The sequence below is a fragment of the Gordonia polyisoprenivorans NBRC 16320 = JCM 10675 genome, assembly GCF_000241325.1.
In the GTDB taxonomy this organism is placed as follows: Bacteria; Actinomycetota; Actinomycetes; order Mycobacteriales; family Mycobacteriaceae; genus Gordonia; species Gordonia polyisoprenivorans.
Map to the genome: position 1 here is coordinate 167,353 of NZ_BAEI01000031.1, position 19,250 is coordinate 186,602.

The following is a 19,250-nucleotide window of genomic DNA, read 5'->3' on the forward strand; positions in this document are numbered from 1 at the left end:
CACGGTGAACAGAGCAGTGCGACGCTAACCGCCTCGGGCATATCGCCGATATCGGTCGTTCGGTCCATTCATCTCTGTTCGGTGTCGTCCGTTCGGCCGAAAACTGCTCTACGGCACCAGAATTGGGGGCACGACGATTTGCCGACGTCGCAACTCGGATCACTCCGAAGACGCCTGACAGCCTGTGTGTGATCCCGGATCGTTGATGCGTCATCATGAACTCATGCGGAGTTATTTGGTGTTGTTCGCTGGCTATTGCGCCCTGATGTCAGTGGTGATGGGCGCTGTCGTGATGGCAGTGGCCGCAGTATTCGGCGGCGCTGCGACCTGGGGTGTGACGTTGCTGGCGCCGATGTTCGCGGCGAGTGCCGCGGGCAGTCGGTTCATCGCGGACCACGACCGGCCGCCGAGCCGGCAAGAACGATGGTCCTTGACGAACCGGTCTTTCGTCATCTTGCTCGCCGGAGCGGTGGTGGTGGGTGGGATTGCACTTGCAGTTACGTTGTTCTGCCATCCCGCGGTCACGGCCGAGACATCTGCAAGATCGCACTGGATCGTGATGGTGGTGGGTGGGCTGGTGGTGCTGGCGGTGAGCTACGGCGCCATCTACATCGGCTACGGGTGGTACACCAGCAGGCAGTATGCGGCGGGGCGGAAGCGACGGGCGCGACAGGCCGCGCGACGTGGCGGTAAACGGTGAGAATCTTTCCGCGACAATGACGGTGGCCGAAATGCCAACGGCGGCCGACCCATGGAGGGTCGGCCGCCGTCGGCGGTGAAGACGAAGAACTCAGGCGGGGACGATGAGGCCCTTGCCCTGCGAGGTCGCCCGGCCGAAGCGCTCGGCGGCGTCGGCCCAGTTGACCACGTTCCACCAGGCCTTGACGTAGTCCGGCTTGACGTTCTGGTAGTCGAGGTAGAAGGCGTGCTCCCACATGTCGAGCATGACGACCGGGATGATCGCGGCGGGGATGTTGCCGCTCTGGTCGGTCAGCTGCAGGATCACGAGCTTGCCACCGATGGTGTCGTAACCCAGGATCGCCCAGCCCGACCCCTGCAGCGTGGTCGCCGCAGCGGTGAAGTGGGCCTGGAACTTGTCGAAGCCACCGAACTGGTCGTCGATGGCCGCGGCCAGGTCGCCCTCGGGCTTGTCGCCACCGTTCGGCGACAGGTTCTTCCAGAAGATCGAGTGGTTGGTGTGGCCACCCAGGTGGAACGACAGGGTTGCCGACAGTCCGTAGACCTTGCCGGCGATCGATCCGTCTGCACGAGCCTCGGCCAGCTTGTCGAGGGTGTCGTTGGCGCCCTTGACGTAGGTGGCGTGGTGCTTGTCGTGATGGAGCTCCATGATCCTGCCGGAGATGTGCGGCTCCAGTGCCGCGTAGTCGTACGGGAGATCCGGCAAGGTGTATTCAGCCACGGTAATCCTCTCTGCGCACATACCCCCTTGGGCACATGCCGTTCGGGTGTTGCTTTCACTATCGACGCGCGCGTGATCGCCCAGGGTGGACGCCGCCTCGCGGATACTTCCAGCCTTCCCCAGTGTTTGTGGGAATGCAACAAACACGGCCCAACAAAGTTCAAGCAGGGTTGAGGTATCGACGAGGTGCGGTCAATGAGAATCCAAGAAGCACAATGGATTTGCGGGATTCATACCGAGTATCGCTTCGCTGTGAGCGAATCACTCCGGATGGTGCGCCCTCACCAGAGGGCGAGCGCGACGAGCAACACGACGAGCGCGAAGATGCTCAGACCGATGCCGATGCACGACGAGCGAACGTTGTAGGTGGGGCGGGGAATCGACTGGCCACGCGTGAGCGACGGACGAAAATCGTGGGTCGCATCAGTGGCCATCGTCGTCCTTACGGGTATGCGGGTCGCGTGGTGGACCAGGCGCCTCGGGGCTGTCGAGTCGGACTTCTCAGTGACGGATATCACAGCCGTCTTCGACATCATAAACACACGGGCAGTTTGGGCTCAACTTCGCCCCCGGCGACCCGCGTAGACTCGACGGCATGTCGTGGCTTGACGAGCTCCTCACCTCCCGCTCCGGAAAACAGCAGCTGATCTCGGCCGATGCGGCGTTGCCGGGTCGTGCGACGCCGGTCCCGCTCGCCGCGGAGAACATCGTGTTGCACCACCCGATGCGTGGTGAATCCGCCGACGACGGTCCCGGTATCGGCGTCTTTCCCGACGGGCTCGCGGCGGTGGTCCTGGCCGGCGGCTGCTTCTGGGGTATCGAGGAGATCTTCTGGCAGGTTCCGGGGGTGTGGACCACCGCGGTCGGCTACGCCGGCGGTTACACACCCAACCCGACCTACGAGGAGACCTGCACCGCTCGCACCGGGCACACGGAGTCGACGCTGGTCGTCTTCGATCCCACGCAGGTCAGCCTCGAGAAGATCCTGCAGATCTTCTGGGAGAACCACGACCCGACGCAGGAGATGCGGCAGGGCAATGACATCGGCACCCAGTACCGCTCGGCGATCTTCACCCTCTCCGATACCGACGCCGAGACGGCCGCGGCGAGTGCGGCCACCTTCCAGAAAGCGCTCGACGCCGCCGGTCTGGGGCCGATCACCACCGAGATCGCAGCGCTCGAGCGGGCCGGTGACGGGCATTTCTACTACGCCGAGGACTATCACCAGCAGTACCTCGCGAAGAACCCGCACGGGTATCGCTGCCACGCGGCCACCGGCATCGCCTACCCGGCCTGATCCGCGGCGGTGCCCCCATCCATCACCGCGGGGCAGTGGAATCGCACACTGCTGCGTCGTCAACACCTGCTCGCCCGCGCCGACGAGGACGCCATCGAGGTGATCGACCGGCTCGTCGGCATGCAGTCACAGGACCCGAAAGCCGCCTTCTTCGGATTGCAGTGCCGCATCGAGGGTTTCGAACCCGACGAACTCGATGAGCTGCTCACCGACCGGGAGGTCGTGCGCATGGCGTTGCTGCGCGGCACCGTCTTTCTCCTCGACGGCGCCGATGCCCGCTGGATTCGCCCACTCACGCAGCCGGTCCTCGACGGCGAACTGCGGTCGGTGCACGCCTCGAAGCTCGCGTCGACCACCCCGGCGGCAGTGATCGACGATGCCCGGGAGTTGTTGCGCGACGGCCCGATCGGGGGCGACGAGCTCGGACGCGCTCTTGCCGAACGACATCCCGGGGAGAAGCCGTCGACGCTGACCGGGATGGCGCGATGTGCGCTGCCGCTCGTGCAGGTCCCGCCACGCGGACTCTGGCAAGGCAGTGGCCGCCCGACCTATGCGCTTCTCGACGACTGGATCGGTCCCGGCGAGCCGGCGCTCGACGGCGAGGAGGCGCGCCGCGAACTGATCCGGCTCTACCTGCGCGGCTTCGGCCCGGCGTCGGTCACCGCGATCGGAAAGTGGTCGGGGCTCAAGGGGTTACGTCCGCTCATCGAGCAGATGGAACGCGAGTGGGAACTGGCCGCCTACACCGGGCCGCAGGGGCAGACCCTCTACGACCTCGAGGGTCTCGATCTCGCCGACGAGGACGAGCCCGCGCCCGTCCGGCTGATCGCGCCGTTCGATCACGTCCTCGTCGCCCAGGGAGATCGGGCCCGCGTCGCCGACGACGACCTGTTCGCACGGACCGTCACCCCCAACGGACGCTCGCCGGGCTTCGTCCTCATCGACGGCCGGCTGGCCGGTACCTGGCGGATACCGCCCGGCACCGACACCGTGGAGACCACCCTGTTCGGCACGCCGACCCGTGCCGCGCGAACCGAACTCGACGCCGAGATCACCCGATTGCGGGAGTGGGTGCGTTGTAGCAACACCGATGTCAGCAACAACGGTGTCACTGTCCCGTCCGCGGATTCCGGTCGGTGATGCAGTAGTACCTGCCGACCGGGTCGGCCATCACCGTCCACGACGGGTACCGCGCCACGACGCGGGCGCCCCAGTCCTCGTGGCGGCCCACCTCGTCGTCGACCGATGTGGTGGCCAGGTCGAGATGGGCCGACGCGTTCCCGGGGCCCTTATTGGTATCGGTGCCCTTCTCGATATCGGCACCCTGGTCGGAATCGCCAGCGGAATCCAAGCGCTGCAACAGGATTCCGAGACTCAACGCCGGATCGCGGCGAAGCGCGACGAATTCGGCACGGGCCCGCTGCTGCGTCGGCCAGCCAGTCAACTGTGACCAGAAGACGACCTCGCGATCGAACAGCGGTGCCGGTACATCGATACAGATCTGGTCGATGATCGAGATCGTGTCCTCCGGCCATCGGATCGGGCGGGCGCGACGCGGTGAACCCACCGCGGGCACCAGGCAGAAGCGCATGCCGGCGGGGGAGTCGTAGACCAGATGGGTCGGGTGATCGGCGATCATCCTCGCCCCCAGTTCGCCCGCCTCGATCGCCGCGGCCCGGGGATCGTCGACGTGGATGTCGAGGTGGACGCCACCTGCACCGTCCTGCACCCGCTGCACCCGCAGGTGGGCGTCGCCGCTGAAGGGCTCGAGCGTGGCGAACTCGCGGTGCTCACCGCGTGGGGGTGACACCGTCGACCCGGTGATCGCGCGCCAATAGGTGACCTCGGTCCCGAAGTGCGACGCTCCGAAGTCCAGGAACGCCGTGAGCCAGCGGATCTGCACGTCAGCAGTCTAGGGTGCCGACCCAACGCGACCGATGCCCTACGCTCGGTGGGATGAGCCGTGGACCGCTGGGGCGGATTGCGAAGAAGCTGGCGCACAAGCGGTCGGACAAGGTCGCCGTGGTGCGCCTGGACGGGGTGATCGGCCACGGCGGGCCGGGGCGGCCGGGTTTGTCGACGACGAGCGTCGAGCCGGTTCTCACGCGTGCTTTCGACATCGAGCATCTGCGCGCGGTCGTCATCGTCATCAATTCCCCCGGCGGGTCGCCGACGCAGTCGGAATACATCGCCGAACGCATCCGGCAGCTCGCCTCGGAGAAGGGCGTGCGCGTCCTGGCGTTCTGCGAGGATGTCGTCGCCTCCGGTGGTTACTGGATCGCGTGTGCAGCCGACGAGATCTATGCCGCCCACACCTCGCTCGTCGGCTCGATAGGTGTCGTGTCGTCCGGGTTCGGGTTCGTCGACGTCCTCGGTCGGCTCGGCGTGGAACGGCGTCTGTACTCGGCCGGTGAGAACAAGGTGCGGCTCGACTCCTTCTCGCCGGAGAAGGCCGACGACGTCGAGTGGCTGCAGGGTTTGCAGCACCAACTCCATGACACGTTCATCCGGTGGGTGCGCCAGCGCCGCGGCAAACGACTTGCCGCCGACGACGAGGTCCTTTTCACGGGGGACGTGTGGATCGGCGAGCGGGCCGCCGAACTAGGACTCGTCGACGGCGTCGGGGTCATGCGATCGGTGGTGGCCGAGCACTATCCCGACGCCGAGATCACCGTCGTCGACGCCCCCAAACCGTTGCTCGCGCGGATCGTCGGGGATCAGGTCCGGGCATCGGTGGTCGCCGAGGAGTTGATCGGCGGCGCCGTGAGTGCGCTCGAACGCGCCAGCGCGGTGCGTCTGCGCTGACCGGGCCGGACGCCCCGCTGGTGCGACATCGGGCCGTAACACGCGCTGATGTGATGCGAATCATTCGTCCGGCCGACTGTTGTCCCCACGTTATCCACAGGTGATGGGGATGAATGTGAACTCCGCATTTCGCTCATGCGCTGCACTGTCGTGAACTGTTTGACGCGCTGCTGTTGCGAACTCGTGACCGTCGTCACACTGGGTCGGTTGACCGTGTCCAATTCTCCACAGATTCCACAGTCTCATCCACACCTTGATGGTCTGCTGTGCTGCAGGTCACAGCGGGAGTGGACGCGCATGTGGATAGCGTTATGTAGACCTACATAGAGGGCCGGTCGGGTTTGGACTGATGTCAAGTCGGGGTGTAGTGCGTCGACTCGACGGCCGGACCGGTCCCTCGGAGGTGACCACCTTCGTGCGGCGGCGCGGTCGGCATCGCCGCGCCTGTGCGACGATGGATCGGTGAGCATGGGCGAGATTCCACAGGTTCCCGTGACCGAGCTGCCGGATGACTTCAGCACCGCCACCGACAAGGTACTGCTCGATGTCCGCGAGGACGACGAGTGGGCCGACGGCCACGTCCGCGGCGCCGTGCACATCCCCCTCGGAGAGGTCCCCGGCCGACTCGACGAGATCGATCCCGACACCGACCTCTACGTCATCTGTCACTCCAGTGGGCGGTCGATGCGCGTCCTGCAGTACCTGCTGCAGGTCGGCTATGACGGCAGCTGTGTGCGTGGCGGGATGCTGGCCTGGCGCGAGAACGGCAAGCCGGTGGAGTCCGGATCGGGGCCGGTCTGAGGATGCTCGACCTCTGCCCGCGTTGCCGCATCCAGGCTCCGCACCGCGACGGACGTGACCGCTGTCCCCGGTGCGGCGGTCCGCTGACCCTCGTGGCCTCCGACGTCGAGGCCGCCGCGGTCGTCGCCGCCTACCAGCAGTCGCCGAGCACGCCGCCGCTTCCCGCCGCCTACAGTCCTCCGGCCCGCCCGCCGTCCGGTGCGCGACCACCGTCCGGTCCGCCGCGGATGTACGGCGGCCGTCGAGTGCGATGGGTGGCCCGCCGCCCGGCCGACACCCTGCCGCCGCCGCGACCGCCACGGAGCACCGGCCCGCGGCTGATCCCGCGGTACGTCTACCTCCCTCGGTGGGGTCTCGTCGACACCCCGGTCACCGAGAACGAACCGCGGAACTCTCCCGCCCGCCTGGGGATGGCGCTGACCGGCGCCCTGCAGCTCGCCGGGGCCGCGTTCGTTGCGTCGATGTGCGCGCACCTGCTCCGTTATCTCCTGCTGGTGATCAACCGATCGACGACGCTGCCCGGTTGGCTGATCGGCCTCAGCACGGTGCTGGTGTTGGCCGCCGGACTGCTGGCGCTCGCCGGATTCGTCTATGCGACCGTCGTCTTCGTCCGGTGGTTGCTGGCTGTGCGAACCGAAACCTACGGCGCGCGAGGGTTTTTCGATCCGCGCCCGCGGTGGCAGAGCATCCCGCTGGCCGCGATCCCGCTCGTCAACGTCGCCGGTGCCGCGTTGCTGTTACGTGAACCCGCCGAGATGCTCGACGACGTCGCCCGCAGCGCCGCACGTACCCGGCTGCACAAGCTTTGGGTGGGTTGGACGGTGGTCAACGTGATCGCCGTGCTCACCGGGATCACTTGGTGGGTGGGCGCGGCGTCCGGCTCCATCCAGACCGGCGCCAACGCCCTGTTCATGGTCGTGCTCACCGCGGCGGTCTCGGCGGCGTTCGCCCTCTGGGCCGCACATCGGTTGCCCGCGGTGTTCTCGGGGAGCTCCGCCGACCAGAAAGTCCCCGCACACCGATGGGTGGTGGTCGCATGAACCTCGCCGAGCAGGTCTCGCGGTCGGGTAAACCGGCCGTCGTCGCGCATCGCGGTGCGTCTGCGGATGTGGCCGAACACACCTTGGCCGCTTACGAACTCGCGCTCGAACAAGGTGCCGACGGACTCGAGTGCGACGTCCGCCTGACCGCCGACCACGAGTTGGTCTGCATTCACGACCGCACGGTGGACCGCACCTCCGACGGCACCGGCATCGTCAGCGAGATGCCGCTGGCGCAACTGCGTGAACTCGACTTCGGTAGCTGGCACGCCGGGGGTGGTCCGGCCAAGGTCCTGACCCTCGCCGAATTGCTGACCCTGACCCTCGACTGGCGTCGCCCGGTCCGGTTGTTCATCGAGACCAAGCATCCGGTGCGCTTCGGCAGCCTCGTCGAACAACAACTGCTGTCGACCCTGCACGACTTCGGTGTGGCGACCCCACCGTCGGCGGATCACAGTCGGGCCGTGGTCATCTCGTTCTCTTCGGCGGGGGTGTGGCGAATCCGCCGGCACGCGCCGATCCTGCCGACCATCCTGCTCGGCGAGACCGCGCGCGTCCTCGGCGGCAGCGCCGCGACCGCCGTCGGCGCCACCGGCATCGGCCCGTCGGTGGAGACGCTGCGGATGCATCCCGAACTCGTCGACAAGGCTGCCGCCGCGGGCCGCGTCACCTACTGCTGGACCGTCGACGAGGCGGCCGACGTCCAGCTGTGTGCCGACCTCGGCGTCCGCTGGATCGCCACCAACCACCCGCAGAAGGTGCGCGACTGGCTCGTCACCGTCGACTGACGTGCAGCAGGCGCACGCGTCGGCGCCGTCGGCGTCCGTGAGAGGGTGGTCCCATGGGCAAGAAGAGCAAACGCGGTAGCGGGCCGCGTCCGGGAAGTAATCGAGCCGAGCGGGTGGCCGCACGCAAGGCGCGGGCGGCGGCAGCGCTCGCGCCGTCGCCGCGTCCGTTCGCCGGCCTCGCCGCCGAGTGCGACCTGGTGGCGTTGCGCGCCTTCGTCCCGTCGGCGACCGCGGTGCTCGACCTCATCGAGCCGGGACCACCGCAACCGGAGTTGACGTCGGTGATGCCCGACGACACCACGCCAATTCCGCCGGCACCGGACGCGACGCGCAACAACGTCGTGCTGGCCACCATCCTGCCCGGCGCGGTCGCGGCGATCACCCGTGAAGTACGCGGCGCCACAGAGGGTTTGGCGGCGCTACAGACCGATCCCGACCCCGACGACCTGAATCGGGCGCTCGCGGCCGCCATCGAATGGGCCGCACACACCGGTCCCGGCAACGAGTACCGGCACATCGGGGAGGAGGCCGACGGCCCCGAGCTCGCCGACATCCTCGACGTCGATGCGCAGTTGCCGATCATCGTGCACAACGACTTCTCGTGGTGGTTCCCGCCGGGCAACGAGGTGCCGCCGGAGATCGCGGCGATGCTCGAGCGCGCCAACGAGACCGTGCTGCCCACCGCACGCATGCACGTCGACAGCGGCAACGGGGCGCCCTGGTGGGTCGACGCCGGAGAACGAGCCCACCTGCGCTGGGTCCGACCCGAACCGGAGGACGACGTCATGACCGCCCTCGCGCGTCTGCACGCCGCGGGGCGGCTGACCCTGGGTGAGGGCTCGCGGTTCGCCGGATCGTTCCGTACCCACGGACTGCTGGTGCCGGTGTTCGACCTCGACAACGAGCGTCATCACGAGGAGTGGTACGACGCGCTGGATCAGTTCGACGGGTGGCTCACCGATGCGCTCGCCGAGACCACTGAGCTGACCATCGAGGAACGCAGTTCGCGCGACGGCATCCGCGGTCGGCAGGTCACGCTGCGCTGATCAGATCACGCTGCGCCGATGCGCAACGCGCTTCGTGTTGTCAGACGCGTGGCAAGCGCGCCCGCGCGCGGGTGCGGCGTCGACGCGAGGCGGCGGCACCGAAGGTGACCAGGACGATCGCCACGATCGCCGCGGCCAGGCTCGCCGATGGCCACCAGCGGGCGAAGCCGTCGGCGATGGCACTGCCGCTGGCCGAATGCGACCACGTACTCGCCCCCAGCAGGAACGCCACGGCCAGGAAGGTCACGGCCGTTCCGTACACCGCTGCCATGGCGGCGAACCAGCGTGGCACCGTGGTGCGTCGGTCGGCTCGGGAGCTGATGCCTCTCTGAGGGTTCATACGCGATGAAGCCATGGGCCCACCCTGCCCGACGCTGCTGAAGAATGGCTGAATATCGGCAGAGTTTCTTTCCGATCAGGGAACGAAACCGACTATTCGGACTTCGGGCAGGGTGGATGACGGCGGATCGTCAGAGGTTGCCGCCGGCCGCGGTGGGGGCCGTGGCATCGGGTGCGGCCGGGCCGTTCACCTCGCGCTCGACGAAGTTCTCCATATCGAACAGGTTGCCGTTGGCGCGCTCGGCGATGGTCTGCAGCGTCGTCATCGTGGCGACCTCCTCGACCTGCTCCTTGAGGAACCACTGCATGAACTGCTCGCCGAGGTAGTCGCCGCTGTCGCGGGCCGACTTGGCCAGGTCGACGATCTGCTGCGTCACCCGGCGTTCCTGCTCGAGAGCCAGGTCGATGGGTGACCGGTAGTCAGCGAAATCGTTTCGCGGAGCATCGATTCCGGGGATCTCCACCTCCATGTCGCGGTCGAGGAAGTACTGCACGACCATCATCGCGTGGTTGCGTTCTTCGACGGCCTGCGCATAGAAGTGCTTGGCCAGCTGCGGCATGTCGTGGTTGTCGTAGTAGACCGCGACGGCGATGTACTGCTGCGACGCGGCGAACTCATTGCCGATCTGATCGTGCAGCAACTGGTGGAACTTGGTGCGTTCGGGAGTGCTCATAGCGGACAGGGTAGAGTGCGTGAGCAGGGCATTTCATCCCAGTGAAGCCTTAGAAAGGCAAGTCTCGCCTACCTTTTGGGCTTCCCTGATCGGGTCAGCCGGCTGGTTGGTTGAGATATTCCTGGGGGATCTGCCGGCCCTGACGCAGAGCGTCGAAGAACTGTTTTGTCGTGTCGTCGACGGCCAACGAACTGCCGTCGTCGGTGTCGACGGGACCTCCGTTGGGGGTGGTGATCGTCTGCGGTGAACTGCGTAGCCACCACGCGAGCCGGGCGAGATCCCAGATGTGCGTGCCGTTGTCGACGGTCAGGGTGTCGACCGTGCCGTTGACGAACGGGAACAACCGGAACGGATTCAACAGCACCGACGGGCTGGTCGCCTTGGCCATCAACGCCGCCAAGAACTTTCGTTGGTTCTGCACGCGCATGAGGTCGGCGTCGGCGAAGGCGCGGGTGCGCACGAAGCCCAATGCCTGTGTGCCGTTCAGGGTCTGGCAGCCGGCCTTCAGGTTCAACCCGGCCTTGGGGTCTCGCAGTGGGGTGTCGATGCACATGTGTACGCCGCCGACGGCGTCGACGAGGGTGTCGAAGCCGCCGAATCCGATCTCGGCGTAGTGGTCGATGTGCACCCCGGACAGTCCTTCGACGGTCTGTATCAACAGTGTCGGGCCGCCGAAGTTGAAGGCGGCGTTGATCTTGTGGCTGCCCTGCCCGGGAACCGGGACGTAGAGATCACGCGGGATGCTGATGATCGTCGCCTTCCCCGACGGGGGCTTGTAGATCAACATCATGGTGTCGGTGCGCGCTCCCGAGTCGTCACCGGTGGACAACTGTTTGCGTTGCTCCTCGGTGAGGCCGCTGCGCGCATCGGTGCCGACGATCAGCCAGGTGGTCCCCGGGGTGCTCGCGGGCTTGCCGGCGTACGGGGCGAGTGCGTCGACCCGGTGCAGTTTGGAGTCGTAGTAGAACATCAACGCCACCGGTGTGATCACCAGGACGAGCAGCAGCACCAGCAGGATGGTTCCGACCCTGCGGCGGGTCAATCGTCGAGTGCCACGCGGACGACGCAGCGCGCGTTTGCGGCGTTCGGGTTCCTTGGGGGCGACCGGACGTGGGGCGTCGGGACGCGGCCTGCGCGGCGGCGCGTCGGAGGCCGAACGGCTCTGCGCCGGCACCGGCTTGCGGGTCGGGCGCTCGCGCCCGGGGATCGGCTCGGGCTGTTGTGGTGGCGCGTACCCGGGGACACCCGAATAGGCCTTCGGTGGTTCGTAGACATCACCGCGCGGACGGTTCGGTGGCGCGACCCGGCGCGTCGGGTCGGCGGCATCGGGTGCTGGAGGTGTGGAGCGTCCGGACGGTCGCGGGTTCTGTGGGATCGGGGGTCGGCGATCGGCGCCGCGCGGGAATTGGCCCGGCGCGTACGGACCCCGGGGGCCCTGGTGCGGTGGGGGCGGGCCCATCGGTGCCGGATTCCGCCGCGGCGGGGCGGGCGGAGGACCGCCGCGTCGTCCCGCATTCGGCGGTTCTGGCTGGTTCACCTCATTGAATGTACCGACGGCTCAGGCGTGTCCGTGTCATTCGTGCGGTTGTGTTCGGGGTCGACGACGCAGCGGGCGCAGCTCACCCCACCCACGACAGGTGGTTGTGCAGCAGCGCATATCCGACAAATGCGACGACGTCGATGACCGCGTGCGCGATGACCAGCGGCCACACCCGGTTGGTGAGCTGGTAGTACCGGCCGAAGATCACTCCCATCACGACGTTTCCGATGCCCGCGCCGACGCCCTGGTACAGGTGATATCCGCCACGCAGTATCGCGCTGGCGGCCAGCGACCCGTTCTCCGACAGTCCGAGTTGGCGCAGGCGGGTGATGAAGTACGCGACGACGACGATCTCCTCGGCGGCCGCGTTCCCGATCGCGAGCAGGATGTAGAGCGCCCAATGCCACCATGGGCCCGGCTCGCTGGGGATGAGGTGGGCGTTGATTCCCAGTGCGCGGGCGGCCGCCACCAATCCGAGGCCAGGCAGGCCGATGACCGCGGCCAGTAGCAGGCCGGGCGGGATGTCGGGGGTGCGAATGCGGCCGAGGCCCACACGGCCGAGGATGACACCGCCGCGCCACAGCAGATACGCGCCGAGAGCGGCGATCGCATACAGACGGATGGCGCTCATGAGTTGTCGGAGGAAGTCGATCGCGCCGACCGTGGACTGGCTGGGATTGAGTGCCACCGTCGCGTTGCCGACGCCGCTGGTCAACTGCAGCTCGATCAGCGACAGGATCGCCGAGATCGCCGAGAAGCCGAAGGTGAGGATGCCGACGATCACCAACTCGATGGTCAGCCCGCGGCGCTCGCGCTGGTCGGTGACCACGTCGACGACCTGCTGGGCCGCAGGACGCACGAGGGACGAGAGTCGCATGAGACGTCAGCCTACGGGGCGGGTCTGTGAGGCGCGGAGATCCGGCGGGTGGGGTGCGGATAGGGCGTTGTGTGCGGTCGGTCGCCTGTTTTCAGTCATCGGGTGAGGTATCCGAGCGCCGCGACCTGGGGTTTTGCGCCGAGGCTACTTCGGGAATGACTGAAAACAGGCGAAGGAGTCGCGTGTCGGCCGGGCGGGCTCGCCCTTTCGGCCTCAGGTGGCCGTGGCTATCGCCCTCGAATGTTGTTCGCCCGGTACGGGTACTCGTCGACGGCACGTTCTTCGTACTCGAACTCCACCTCCTGTCCGGGTGTCAATGACCGGAATCCGTCACCGACGACCTCGCTGAAGTGCGCCCACGCACCACCCGGTGTGGCCTCGGAATCGAGCACACCCCAACCGTCCTCGCTATGCCAGACGCGAACGGTACCCACGGTGCTGGGCAGACTCGGCTTCTCTACGCGCGGAACCTGCGAGTCGTCGATAACGGCTTCGCGCATCGTCGTCAAGCCGTCGGGCCCGGCCTTGCCGACGCTGTTCCACAGCGCTCCTGAGTAGGGAGAGGGAGAACGCTTCCGCGGGGTAACGCCAACCGGCCACACGGAGTGGATCAGGAAATCGCATCCGTTCACCGGGGATTCGGCACGTGAGTATTCGAACTCGACCTCGGTTCCCGGCCGGAGACCCAACAGGGGCCCGACGCTGTGGTCGGCGACAGCTTCGCCCCTGATGCCGAAAACGTCTGCCGAGGCAGCACCCGGCAGGGAAGGGGATTCGACGATGCCCCAGCCCTCGGCCTGGTGCCAGACGGTCACGACTCCTGTTGTCGACATGCCCTCACGCTAAAGGGCGGAATGGTTCGGCGAAAGTGATTTTCGGCTGGGCGCGGATACGGAACTTCATTGCCCATACGGATTCCAGGGCAACATGATTCATGTGCCGTTGTCGGGGTTGAATGGTGGGGGCGCTGTGTCTCCGCCTCCACCTGTTGATTTGGCATCGCGCTGCTGGGCGGGGATGGCGCGGACGATGGCAGTAGTCGTCAGAGTTGGCACTATTCAGGGCTGGAAGATCCTTTCTCCTTCTGGTCGATGCCGATGAGTGCTGATCGTGTTGACACTGTGCAACAGTGGGGTGTACGAAACGCAGGGGTGTGGATTCCGTTGGCAGTGGCTGCAGTCGTCCTCGCTTTCGTCGCCGTCGCAGGGTGGCTGGCGTTTCGGTGGTTCGAGGACGGAATGTCCGGCGTGTATGTCACCGAGGACGCCGGCGAGGCCGTACGCATCGCAGGAGTGATGGGTGTGCGGCTGGATATCAGCGATGTCGAGTACGGCGAGGTGACCTCGCAGTTTCAGGGATGGCCAATGGCATTTCTCATTGTCAAAGCCGATAACGCCTCTGCGCGAGACACGATCATTCGGGACTCTCGGACTCGGTGCCATGCCGGCAGTCCTGAAGATTTTGCGAAACTGCGTGCACCTACTCGACATGGTCCATTGCCCTCAGCGAGCCTGAGGACCTGCACGCGAGCAACAGATAGTTTGAACCCGCCGCCGACTGGTGAGCGAGCAGGCAATCTCAGCATGTGGTTCGATCCGGAGTCACGTGATCGTGGTGCGTGGCTCTATATGTCCGTCGTGCCATATTGATGGTGTTGACTCGCACCGTCATTGCACGTGTGGCCGACGGACCCAGGGTGTCAGTATGACGATGCGACCGCAAACTGTTGCAGTGGAACCTGGTTGGAGAGATCGTCGGAAGCGGATCGATATGGAGCAGAACTGGCGAACTATCGCAAAACTAGTCCTGTCAGTAGTGCTCGTCGCACTGGCGACGACGGTGGCGACCGGATGCGCTCAGACATTGGTCAATGAAGGAATTCCACCCACTGAGCCGGCGACCGCAACCGTCACTGTCCATCCCGACTCGGCCATTCGCATCACCGATCTGCGCGGCCTCATGGCCAACTCGACTCACGTCTTCACCGGACGGGTGGAATCGACCGCTGGCACCATCGCACTCGACGACACCCCTCAGACCCAGTACAGCGCCATGGTTGGGATCGCGCTCAAAGGCGATGTTCCCCAGAGCGTGATCGTGAATCAACAAGGCGGTACACGAGATGGCGTCTACACGTCCGTCGGCGGAGACAAACCACTGACGATCGGTCAGTGGTATCTATTCGCCACCCGCTACCTGGGCACTCGCGCGTGGTACACCGTCATCCCGGTGCCCGGCCGTGAACCCATGACCGAACAGCAGGCCCGAGATACCCACTCCGAACCGCTGGCCGCTGCGCGTAATGCGTTGCGTGCCAGCCCACAGAGCAACGTCGCACCACCCGAGACGCCAAGCCCGACGATGACGTTTCCGATTCCATCCCCGGGCGACCAGCACCCGCCACCCCCGTCGACACCGCACCAGCGCTGACATGAGTGGTCGCTCAGCGAGCTCGACATGAAGGCCGCTGGTACAGACTCGTCCCACGCGGTGTATCCGTCGGGAGTGGCGTCGTCACCATCCGGAACGGCAGTCCGTGCAGAGGTGACCTATGCGAGCGACCGGGCGGGTGCGGTCGCGAGTCGCCACCCATACAGCCGTGTCATCGATTACTTTGGCGTGCAGCACGTCCCAGCCTGCTGAGGGCCAATCGATCCGTGCGTGTCCGGTGAGGTCTCCTTGGAGCTCATCGGCGAGAGATGCGGTCGTTCGCGTGGCCGATAGATTCGCATCGAGAGGGTACCCAGTCGAGAGGAATCCATTCCATCCCGACTGATCGCGGTGGCGAAGCAGGACATGCACGAGACCAACCTCGCCGACGATCAGCACATCCCACTCGCAGTCGGCGAAGTCAGGCAACGGTCCTCTGTCAATCCAGCAGCCCAGATCGCGCTCAATAGCTGCCACCGCGCTCGACCAGGCGGGCGAGATCTCGGATGGACCTTGCCACATCTGTGTGTGCCAACGCCGTGTCCACTTGGCCGTGACGTCGAAAGGGAACTCACTCATCGCTCGGAGCTGCCTGGTCCGAGGGCATGGTACGCCCAGTGGACACTGAGGTGATTCGACAGTTGACTAACGATAAGCCCGCCGGTTCCATTCAGCTGTCGCCATGTGGGAGTGGTTGCAGCGTTGGGTAACATGGGTCTCATTGTCACATCTCGATGCAGTTGGCAAGAACTGTTATCCGATGTCTGGCTGATACGGCACGGCATCACAAGAAGGCGACGCACATTTTTGGAGAAGTGAATTGAGCTTCCGCAATAGCTGGGCCGGTGAGTGGAACGTCAATGAGGGTGGCCGGCCAACGGAGGAGGTAATCGTGAGCGGCGTCCGCATGGCCATGCCACGGAATGGCACCGTCGGCGTCGCGCAAGGCGCTTTCGCCGTCGAGCCAGCGGACTGAACGGTTTCGGATTCATGGCTACAGCGATTCTCGGCGACGACCAGCGCCGCCCACACGCAACTCTGACCTTTGCGTCTTCGCTGACTATATGTCTGCTCGTCCGGCAGTGGGCGCTGCCGGCAGCTGATCGTCCTGGTGGCGGACATGCGGCGCCAACCACGCCGCTGGACCAGATGCGGGTTACCAATCCGTGCGAACGTCCGGCCGATCCGCTGTGGTCAGAGTTTCCGCCCTCAGTAGTAGCGGTGGCATGGCAGCATTGGTGGGACCTTATGGTCGGAATGGCTCTGCAGCGCAGTATTTTTGATCCGTCTGTTACGCCACGAATCGATACCAGGTTGACCGATCTGTCCGAACGTCCGTATGTGCAACGGTGGGTTGCGCGGGAGAAGCGGGCGTTCACCCGGACCCGTCCGCGAGTCCTTCCGCCTGGAATGACGGGGCGGCTGACCGGCCCGCTCTCGATTCATGTTGTGGCGGCATCCGGGGTGCAGTTGTTACCGCTCGCTGCCGACAACTTTTTGGCCACAGCCGATCTCGTTGCCGACCCTGACGAGTACTCTCGGCAGCTATCTGCATATATCGATAACCTGCACTGACCCAACCGAACTGACCCGGAGGACGAAGCCTCCTCACTGCTTGCCGACTCGCAGCTTGCTGATTCGCATCTGTACCCATCCGCCTGGCACGCTATACGAAACGCAGCACACCGGCGTCTGCGTCGACTGCTAGAAGTTGTCGGTGGTTGCGGGCACAATCAGACTACGACCGGTCGGCCCCGGAAGAGAAGAGCCGCGGCGGCGATAACGCTGCTTGTCAGTGACTTACGGAGGTCCGTATGGCGATAACACTCGAAGACACGTTGGTCGCGATCAGCCTGCTCCAGAACGCCGAAGTGTGTTCACGAGTATCTGGGACCGCCCAATACCGCCAGTGGGGTAAGAACGACTTGACCGGTCCGCCAAGAAATATTCAGACCGTGCACTTTTCTCTCGACAACGAATCCGGCCGTTGGACTGAAGATATCGTCAAGTATGAAGAAAGAAGTCGACACTCGACAGAATCCGGGCAAGAGGACGCCGATCAAGGGGAAGTTGTCGACCATCTTTCCGAAATCTCGGAATATCCAAGACTGATCAAGATGTTGCGGCCGAGCAAGTTCGAGATCTGGGGACGGCCTGGAGACAAATGGAAGATGGTAGGTGCCGAATCCATCGAGCACGGCTACCTTCTCCACCTAATTCGCGACACGTCGTCGGCAGAGGCTGAGTTGTTCATAGATACCACCTTTTCGTTACCGATCCGCTGGACGGAGGTTCATCCCATGGAGCCTGCTGCCGGAGCGAAGATAGAGGTGGAGATCCTTGGCCTGCACATACCTCTAGAATGGAAGCAACTAACGGGTATGGACCTGTCCGAAGTCGGCGTAGATATGGCCATGGTCGAAGGACAATAAGGCGGCGGGGCGCGGCTGATGGTTCACCCCGGGCGTCTGCGAGTCGGGTAGCGCGGTAGGCATTGGGTGACTGTAACGCTGCATTTCCTCGTTTCTCAGGTCATTGGTTAACCAGAGGATCGGATTCGTCTGTCGGTCTAGGATGTCAAGCTGCGATTTCTGTTGGGGTGGCGGCGAACTCTGCGAGCATCCGGGCACGCTCATCGTCGAGGGTGTTTCACCACGGTCAGCAACGGCGAGCGCGGCTTTGTCTTTGTCGGTCAGCCGCATTTGGGCCATGGTGTGGCCGGCGTCGACCGCGGCGATGATCCGTTCGGTCGAGCGATGAACGAGCGCATCGCGAATCTCCTGGCGGCGGGTGGTGATGTCACCCATTGTGCGTGCCTCTTCGGGTGGGTGTTCTCAGAGTTGGGGTGTGCTCAGAGCCGGGATGTCGGAGTGGCAGTTCGGGTTATGGGGGCGGTAGTGCCTTGACGCCGTCGCGCATTGCGTCGGCGAGGAGGGCGTAGACGCGCGGGACGAGGCTTCGACCGGGGGGGCTGCCAGGCCGGGGGAGAACCGCACCGAGGTGACTGACGCTACTCGGGTTGTCCAGCGGTTCATCTTCTTCTCCTAGTGGTGGTTGGGACAAGCCTCGGAAGGTGGGCGGAGCGGGGGAGTCTCGCCGATTTATGCGGGGCGCCAGTGCAGTTGTCCGTCAGCGGTGATGCTCGAGCGCCAGCCGAGGAACGTGGTGCCGGTGGTGAGGGACTCTGTCAGGGCGGTGACCAGGTCGGCGAGGCTGGCCCATCCGGTGGTCGTGTCGTCGGCGTCGACCTTGCTGAACAGCCGTATCGCACCGCGGGCCGACCCGACGCGGGTGTCGATGACCAGGGCGGTGCCGTCACGCTCGAAGATCGGCACGTAGTCGGGGATGAACGTGTAGGTGGGGTCACCGGCGCGCAAGGGGAAGCCCTCGGGGTACATCTGGGCCGTTCACACGCCTCGATGATTATCGATCGCACAGCGCCGGCGGCGTCGGAGCGCAGCAGATCCAGCCCGGGGGGATGAGTAGGATCTCGTGCCATGGCTATCGCTTCAAGAATGTACGGATAGATGGCGCGCCTTCCGAGGTCTGTTATCCCAGCTGAAGCGGGCGTTTCGGGGATACTCAACGATTCCGAGAACTGGGCCATCGTTCTTGTGTCGACGTGGGTGTATCCGACGCTGGTGCGATTCGACTTGGAGCTCTTCAGAAGGCCGACCCCCGACACCCTTGACCTCATGATGGGTGTCAACGGGTTCGGGCGCCCGCTGCCGAGCGAACGGACTAGTGACCCATTTCAGCTTGCGTTCGAGTGGAGCGATGGAAGCGTCTCGTCAAATCTCCCTCAAATCTCCCTTCGCGGCGGCCTCAGCCAGTTGATCGCTGCCGGTGATGGAGAGCATATGAGCGTGCCTCTCGTGCTTGATCACCTACCGCCAGCTGGCGAGTTCTCGGTCTACACGGCCTGGCCGTACTTTGGGCTCGATGAGCGAAAGGTGACGTTTGACGCCGATCGGATTGCCGAATCTGCTGGTTATGCAGTCACCCTTTGGCCAGAATCGCCACCACGCACCGAGTTTCCGTCGCTCGACCAGCGAGCTCCGCGACCGGACCCGGTCCGCACGGCTGGGCCGCCGGAGAGTTGGCTCGAGCAATTGATGGCGAACGCCCCGGAACCTCTCATGCCGCCGCGAGAGTCGCGGGGGCATGAGTTCAGGCTGTCAGAGGGCCGGGAC

The 19,250-nt window shown here is 65.3% G+C and carries 21 protein-coding genes; 11 read left to right on the forward strand and 10 right to left on the reverse strand.

Features of this window, described 5'->3' with window-relative positions:
• Nucleotides 1–223: 223 nt before the first annotated feature.
• Nucleotides 224–700 (forward strand): ABZJ_00895 family protein, encoded by a 477-nt coding sequence (locus tag GOPIP_RS08230; protein WP_020172699.1) that lies wholly within the window; start codon nucleotides 224–226, stop codon nucleotides 698–700.
• A 90-nt stretch (nucleotides 701–790) separates the two neighbouring features.
• Here GOPIP_RS08230 and GOPIP_RS08235 read toward each other — a convergent pair whose 3' ends face one another.
• Together GOPIP_RS08235 and GOPIP_RS29020 are read right to left on the reverse strand one after the other, a co-directional pair.
• Nucleotides 791–1,420 (reverse strand): superoxide dismutase, encoded by a 630-nt coding sequence (locus GOPIP_RS08235; RefSeq protein WP_006369159.1) that lies wholly within the window; start codon nucleotides 1,418–1,420, stop codon nucleotides 791–793.
• A 281-nt stretch (nucleotides 1,421–1,701) separates the two neighbouring features.
• Complete coding sequence (locus tag GOPIP_RS29020) at nucleotides 1,702–1,854, reverse strand: hypothetical protein (RefSeq protein WP_006369160.1); 153 nt, start codon at nucleotides 1,852–1,854, stop codon at nucleotides 1,702–1,704.
• A 161-nt stretch (nucleotides 1,855–2,015) separates the two neighbouring features.
• On the opposite strand from GOPIP_RS29020, the gene msrA reads away from it, so the two are divergent.
• Together msrA and GOPIP_RS08245 are read left to right on the forward strand one after the other, a co-directional pair.
• Nucleotides 2,016–2,717 carry a peptide-methionine (S)-S-oxide reductase MsrA gene (gene msrA, locus GOPIP_RS08240; RefSeq protein WP_006369161.1) on the forward strand — a complete coding sequence of 234 codons (702 nt, stop codon included), beginning with the start codon at nucleotides 2,016–2,018 and terminating at the stop codon, nucleotides 2,715–2,717.
• 9 nt (nucleotides 2,718–2,726) lie between these two features.
• The gene (locus tag GOPIP_RS08245) at nucleotides 2,727–3,857 is read left to right on the forward strand and encodes a winged helix DNA-binding domain-containing protein (protein ID WP_006369162.1); all 1,131 of its coding nucleotides are present in this window, start codon (nucleotides 2,727–2,729) and stop codon (nucleotides 3,855–3,857) included.
• Here the strand turns inward: GOPIP_RS08245 and GOPIP_RS08250 are convergent.
• A complete protein-coding gene (locus GOPIP_RS08250) occupies nucleotides 3,826–4,620 on the reverse strand; it encodes a VOC family protein (protein WP_006369163.1) in 795 nt (264 codons plus the stop codon). The genes GOPIP_RS08245 and GOPIP_RS08250 overlap by 32 nt on opposite strands.
• Before the next feature lie 53 nt (nucleotides 4,621–4,673).
• Between GOPIP_RS08250 and GOPIP_RS08255 the strand changes: the two genes are divergently transcribed.
• The 5 genes from GOPIP_RS08255 (at nucleotide 4,674) to GOPIP_RS08275 (ending at nucleotide 9,197) form a co-directional block, all read left to right on the forward strand.
• Complete coding sequence (locus GOPIP_RS08255; protein WP_006369164.1) at nucleotides 4,674–5,522, forward strand: S49 family peptidase; 849 nt, start codon at nucleotides 4,674–4,676, stop codon at nucleotides 5,520–5,522.
• Between the two features lie 468 nt (nucleotides 5,523–5,990).
• Complete coding sequence (locus GOPIP_RS08260; RefSeq protein ID WP_006369165.1) at nucleotides 5,991–6,323, forward strand: rhodanese-like domain-containing protein; 333 nt, start codon at nucleotides 5,991–5,993, stop codon at nucleotides 6,321–6,323.
• Between the two features lie 92 nt (nucleotides 6,324–6,415).
• Nucleotides 6,416–7,363: a DUF4328 domain-containing protein gene (locus tag GOPIP_RS08265; protein ID WP_231386808.1), complete on the forward strand. Its 948-nt coding sequence runs from the start codon at nucleotides 6,416–6,418 to the stop codon at nucleotides 7,361–7,363.
• Nucleotides 7,360–8,151 carry a glycerophosphodiester phosphodiesterase gene (locus GOPIP_RS08270; RefSeq protein ID WP_006369167.1) on the forward strand — a complete coding sequence of 264 codons (792 nt, stop codon included), beginning with the start codon at nucleotides 7,360–7,362 and terminating at the stop codon, nucleotides 8,149–8,151. The genes GOPIP_RS08265 and GOPIP_RS08270 overlap by 4 nt, the downstream gene beginning before the upstream one ends.
• A gap of 53 nt (nucleotides 8,152–8,204) precedes the next feature.
• Nucleotides 8,205–9,197 carry a DUF5926 family protein gene (locus GOPIP_RS08275; protein ID WP_006369168.1) on the forward strand — a complete coding sequence of 331 codons (993 nt, stop codon included), beginning with the start codon at nucleotides 8,205–8,207 and terminating at the stop codon, nucleotides 9,195–9,197.
• Nucleotides 9,198–9,237: 40 nt separating this feature from the next.
• Here the strand turns inward: GOPIP_RS08275 and GOPIP_RS08280 are convergent, their stop codons facing one another.
• The 5 genes from GOPIP_RS08280 to GOPIP_RS29410 all read right to left on the reverse strand — a co-directional run bounded on the left by GOPIP_RS08280 (nucleotide 9,238) and on the right by GOPIP_RS29410 (nucleotide 13,460).
• Nucleotides 9,238–9,552, reverse strand: a complete 315-nt coding sequence (locus tag GOPIP_RS08280) for a hypothetical protein (protein ID WP_133092131.1) — start codon at nucleotides 9,550–9,552, stop codon at nucleotides 9,238–9,240.
• A 115-nt stretch (nucleotides 9,553–9,667) separates the two neighbouring features.
• Nucleotides 9,668–10,210, reverse strand: coding sequence for a ferritin (locus GOPIP_RS08285; protein ID WP_006369170.1), 543 nt, complete (start codon nucleotides 10,208–10,210; stop codon nucleotides 9,668–9,670).
• A gap of 94 nt (nucleotides 10,211–10,304) precedes the next feature.
• On the reverse strand, nucleotides 10,305–11,669 hold the full coding sequence (locus GOPIP_RS08290) for an LCP family protein (RefSeq protein WP_006369171.1): 1,365 nt from the start codon (nucleotides 11,667–11,669) through the stop codon (nucleotides 10,305–10,307).
• A 160-nt stretch (nucleotides 11,670–11,829) separates the two neighbouring features.
• Nucleotides 11,830–12,627, reverse strand: coding sequence for a CPBP family intramembrane glutamic endopeptidase (locus GOPIP_RS08295; RefSeq protein WP_006369172.1), 798 nt, complete (start codon nucleotides 12,625–12,627; stop codon nucleotides 11,830–11,832).
• Between the two features lie 227 nt (nucleotides 12,628–12,854).
• Nucleotides 12,855–13,460, reverse strand: coding sequence for a cold-shock protein (locus GOPIP_RS29410; protein WP_035727493.1), 606 nt, complete (start codon nucleotides 13,458–13,460; stop codon nucleotides 12,855–12,857).
• A gap of 871 nt (nucleotides 13,461–14,331) precedes the next feature.
• On the opposite strand from GOPIP_RS29410, the gene GOPIP_RS08305 reads away from it, so the two are divergent.
• From GOPIP_RS08305 to GOPIP_RS08310, 3 genes are all read left to right on the forward strand, one after another.
• Nucleotides 14,332–15,057, forward strand: a complete 726-nt coding sequence (locus GOPIP_RS08305) for a hypothetical protein (protein ID WP_240524073.1) — start codon at nucleotides 14,332–14,334, stop codon at nucleotides 15,055–15,057.
• 990 nt (nucleotides 15,058–16,047) lie between these two features.
• The gene (locus tag GOPIP_RS28695) at nucleotides 16,048–16,632 is read left to right on the forward strand and encodes a hypothetical protein (protein ID WP_006369177.1); all 585 of its coding nucleotides are present in this window, start codon (nucleotides 16,048–16,050) and stop codon (nucleotides 16,630–16,632) included.
• A gap of 239 nt (nucleotides 16,633–16,871) precedes the next feature.
• The gene (locus tag GOPIP_RS08310) at nucleotides 16,872–17,489 is read left to right on the forward strand and encodes a hypothetical protein (protein WP_006369178.1); all 618 of its coding nucleotides are present in this window, start codon (nucleotides 16,872–16,874) and stop codon (nucleotides 17,487–17,489) included.
• On the opposite strand, the gene GOPIP_RS28700 is transcribed toward GOPIP_RS08310, so the two are convergent.
• Both GOPIP_RS28700 and GOPIP_RS08315 read right to left on the reverse strand, forming a co-directional pair.
• Nucleotides 17,430–17,864, reverse strand: coding sequence for a hypothetical protein (locus GOPIP_RS28700; protein WP_006369179.1), 435 nt, complete (start codon nucleotides 17,862–17,864; stop codon nucleotides 17,430–17,432). The genes GOPIP_RS08310 and GOPIP_RS28700 overlap by 60 nt on opposite strands.
• A gap of 294 nt (nucleotides 17,865–18,158) precedes the next feature.
• A complete protein-coding gene (locus GOPIP_RS08315) occupies nucleotides 18,159–18,455 on the reverse strand; it encodes a hypothetical protein (protein WP_006369180.1) in 297 nt (98 codons plus the stop codon).
• Nucleotides 18,456–19,250: the final 795 nt, after the last annotated feature.

Excerpts from the sequence above, each read along its gene's own strand:
- GOPIP_RS08230 (WP_020172699.1), top strand. The coding sequence starts at position 224 with ATGCGGAGTTATTTGGTGTTGTTCGCTGGCTATTGCGCCCTGATGTCA.
- GOPIP_RS29020 (WP_006369160.1), bottom strand. The coding sequence starts at position 1,854 with ATGGCCACTGATGCGACCCACGATTTTCGTCCGTCGCTCACGCGTGGC.
- msrA (WP_006369161.1), top strand. The coding sequence starts at position 2,016 with ATGTCGTGGCTTGACGAGCTCCTCACCTCCCGCTCCGGAAAACAGCAG.
- GOPIP_RS08255 (WP_006369164.1), top strand. The coding sequence starts at position 4,674 with ATGAGCCGTGGACCGCTGGGGCGGATTGCGAAGAAGCTGGCGCACAAG.
- GOPIP_RS08260 (WP_006369165.1), top strand. The coding sequence starts at position 5,991 with ATGGGCGAGATTCCACAGGTTCCCGTGACCGAGCTGCCGGATGACTTC.
- GOPIP_RS08270 (WP_006369167.1), top strand. The coding sequence starts at position 7,360 with ATGAACCTCGCCGAGCAGGTCTCGCGGTCGGGTAAACCGGCCGTCGTC.
- GOPIP_RS08275 (WP_006369168.1), top strand. The coding sequence starts at position 8,205 with ATGGGCAAGAAGAGCAAACGCGGTAGCGGGCCGCGTCCGGGAAGTAAT.
- GOPIP_RS08280 (WP_133092131.1), bottom strand. The coding sequence starts at position 9,552 with ATGGCTTCATCGCGTATGAACCCTCAGAGAGGCATCAGCTCCCGAGCC.
- GOPIP_RS08285 (WP_006369170.1), bottom strand. The coding sequence starts at position 10,210 with ATGAGCACTCCCGAACGCACCAAGTTCCACCAGTTGCTGCACGATCAG.
- GOPIP_RS08290 (WP_006369171.1), bottom strand. The coding sequence starts at position 11,669 with ATGGGCCCGCCCCCACCGCACCAGGGCCCCCGGGGTCCGTACGCGCCG.
- GOPIP_RS08295 (WP_006369172.1), bottom strand. The coding sequence starts at position 12,627 with ATGCGACTCTCGTCCCTCGTGCGTCCTGCGGCCCAGCAGGTCGTCGAC.
- GOPIP_RS29410 (WP_035727493.1), bottom strand. The coding sequence starts at position 13,460 with ATGTCGACAACAGGAGTCGTGACCGTCTGGCACCAGGCCGAGGGCTGG.
- GOPIP_RS08305 (WP_240524073.1), top strand. The coding sequence starts at position 14,332 with ATGACGATGCGACCGCAAACTGTTGCAGTGGAACCTGGTTGGAGAGAT.
- GOPIP_RS28695 (WP_006369177.1), top strand. The coding sequence starts at position 16,048 with ATGGCTACAGCGATTCTCGGCGACGACCAGCGCCGCCCACACGCAACT.
- GOPIP_RS08310 (WP_006369178.1), top strand. The coding sequence starts at position 16,872 with ATGGCGATAACACTCGAAGACACGTTGGTCGCGATCAGCCTGCTCCAG.
- GOPIP_RS28700 (WP_006369179.1), bottom strand. The coding sequence starts at position 17,864 with ATGGGTGACATCACCACCCGCCGCCAGGAGATTCGCGATGCGCTCGTT.
- GOPIP_RS08315 (WP_006369180.1), bottom strand. The coding sequence starts at position 18,455 with ATGTACCCCGAGGGCTTCCCCTTGCGCGCCGGTGACCCCACCTACACG.